This window comes from Rhodosalinus sp. FB01 (assembly GCF_041365715.1).
Taxonomy (GTDB): domain Bacteria; phylum Pseudomonadota; class Alphaproteobacteria; order Rhodobacterales; family Rhodobacteraceae; genus Rhodosalinus.
This window is the reverse complement of record NZ_JBGFSH010000022.1, coordinates 1-2,500: the sequence shown is the minus strand read 5'-3', so window position 1 is coordinate 2,500 and position 2,500 is coordinate 1. Positions and strand designations below refer to the sequence as shown.

The following is a 2,500-nucleotide window of genomic DNA, read 5'->3' as shown; positions in this document are numbered from 1 at the left end:
GTCTTGTGACGGCGTACCTTTTGTATAATGGGTCATCGACTTGGTCTCACATGCAAGCTTAAGCCGTTAGGTGTAGGCGCAGCGAAAGCGAGTCTTAAATGGGCGTCGAGTATGTGGGATCAGACCCGAAACCGAGTGATCTAGGCATGGCCAGGCTGAAGGTGCGGTAACACGCACTGGAGGGCCGAACCCACATCCGTTGAAAAGGATCGGGATGAGCTGTGCCTAGGGGTGAAAGGCCAATCAAACTCGGAGATAGCTGGTTCTCCGCGAAATCTATTTAGGTAGAGCGTCATCCGAATACCCCGGGGGGTAGAGCACTGGATGGGTAATGGGGCCCCACAGGCTTACTGATCCTAACCAAACTCCGAATACCCGGGAGTACTGGATGGCAGACAGACGGCGGGTGCTAACGCCCGTCGTCGAGAGGGAAACAACCCTGACCTCCGGCTAAGGCCCCCAATTCGTGGCTAAGTGGGAAAGCAGGTGAGACGGCCAAAACAACCAGGAGGTTGGCTTAGAAGCAGCCATCCTTTAAAGATAGCGTAACAGCTCACTGGTCTAAACAAGCTGTCTTGCGGCGAAGATGTAACGGGGCTCAAGCCACGAGCCGAAGCCGAGGATGCCGTATGGCATGGTAGCGGAGCGTCGTGTGACATGGCTCCATGCCTCTTCAACCCTGTTCGCAGGGTTCAGGAGGCGGGGAGTCTTCTGTGAAGCCGGGGCGTGAGCCATCCGGTGGAGAGATCACGAGCGAGAATGATGACATGAGTAGCGACAAAGGGGGTGAGAGACCCCCTCGCCGAAAGTCCAAGGGTTCCTGCTTAAAGCTAATCTGAGCAGGGTGAGCCGGCCCCTAAGTCGAGGCCGAAAGGCGTAGACGATGGGAACCAGGTTAATAGTCCTGGGCCAGGAGGATGTGACGGATTGCGGACGTTGTCGGGCCTTATCGGATTGGTCCGGCAGCCATGCAGTCCCAGGAAATAGCCCTCCATGAGACCGTACCCTAAACCGACACAGGTGGACTGGTAGAGAATACCAAGGCGCTTGAGAGAACGATGTTGAAGGAACTCGGCAAAATACCTCCGTAAGTTCGCGAGAAGGAGGCCCGGGTGCTGGGCAACCAGTGTCCGGGGGCACAAACCAGGGGGTGGCGACTGTTTACTAAAAACACAGGGCTCTGCGAAGTCGCAAGACGACGTATAGGGTCTGACGCCTGCCCGGTGCCGGAAGGTTAAAAGGAGGAGTGAGAGCTCCGAATTGAAGCCCCGGTAAACGGCGGCCGTAACTATAACGGTCCTAAGGTAGCGAAATTCCTTGTCGGGTAAGTTCCGACCTGCACGAATGGCGTAACGACTTCCCCGCTGTCTCCAACATCGACTCAGCGAAATTGAATTGCCTGTCAAGATGCAGGCTCCCCGCGGTTAGACGGAAAGACCCCGTGCACCTTTACTACAGCTTCGCACTGGCATCAGGACTGCGATGTGCAGGATAGGTGGTAGGCTTCGAAGCGGGAACGCCAGTTCCCGTGGAGCCTCCCTTGAGATACCACCCTTCGCACTCTTGATGTCTAACCGCGGCCCCTCATCGGGGTCCGGGACCCTGCGTGGCGGGTAGTTTGACTGGGGCGGTCGCCTCCCAAAGAGTAACGGAGGCGCGCGACGGTTGGCTCAGAGCGGTCGGAAATCGCTCGTTGAGTGCAATGGCAGAAGCCAGCCTGACTGCGAGACAGACAAGTCGAGCAGAGACGAAAGTCGGCCATAGTGATCCGGTGGTCCCGCGTGGAAGGGCCATCGCTCAACGGATAAAAGGTACGCCGGGGATAACAGGCTGATACTGCCCAAGAGTCCATATCGACGGCAGTGTTTGGCACCTCGATGTCGGCTCATCTCATCCTGGGGCTGGAGCAGGTCCCAAGGGTACGGCTGTTCGCCGTTTAAAGAGGTACGTGAGCTGGGTTTAGAACGTCGTGAGACAGTTCGGTCCCTATCTGCCGTGGGTGTAGGATACTTGAGAGGAGTTGCCCCTAGTACGAGAGGACCGGGGTGAACGATCCACTGGTGGACCTGTTGTGGCGCCAGCCGCAGTGCAGGGTAGCTATGATCGGAAAGGATAACCGCTGAAGGCATCTAAGCGGGAAGCCCCCCTCAAAACAAGGTATCCCCGAGGGCCGTGGTAGACCACCACGTCGATAGGCCGGAGATGTAAGCGCAGCAATGCGTTCAGTTGACCGGTACTAATGGCCCGACAGGCTTGATCCGATCCAGTGACGGCAAAGCCGACACCCCGGATGCGGAAGACGATACTTCCCCGTCGCACCCGAAACGCGACGAAACACAGTGACTTGACACACCACTCGGCTTCCCCGGTTTGGTGGCCATAGCGCGAGCGAAACACCCGGTCCCATTCCGAACCCGGCCGTTAAGCGCCGCAGCGCCAATGGTACTGCGTCTCAAGACGTGGGAGAGTAGGTCGCCGCCAAACCTGGAAAGCCGAGACA

2 rRNA genes (1 of these 2 cut by a window edge) are annotated in these 2,500 nt (G+C 57.7%); both read left to right on the top strand.

Going from position 1 to position 2,500, the window contains the following annotated elements:
• Positions 1-2,261, top strand: a 23S ribosomal RNA gene (locus AB6A65_RS16250); it begins 1,276 nt to the left of the window's first position.
• 108 nt (positions 2,262-2,369) lie between these two features.
• Positions 2,370-2,484, top strand: a 5S ribosomal RNA gene (gene rrf, locus AB6A65_RS16245).
• Positions 2,485-2,500: the final 16 nt, after the last annotated feature.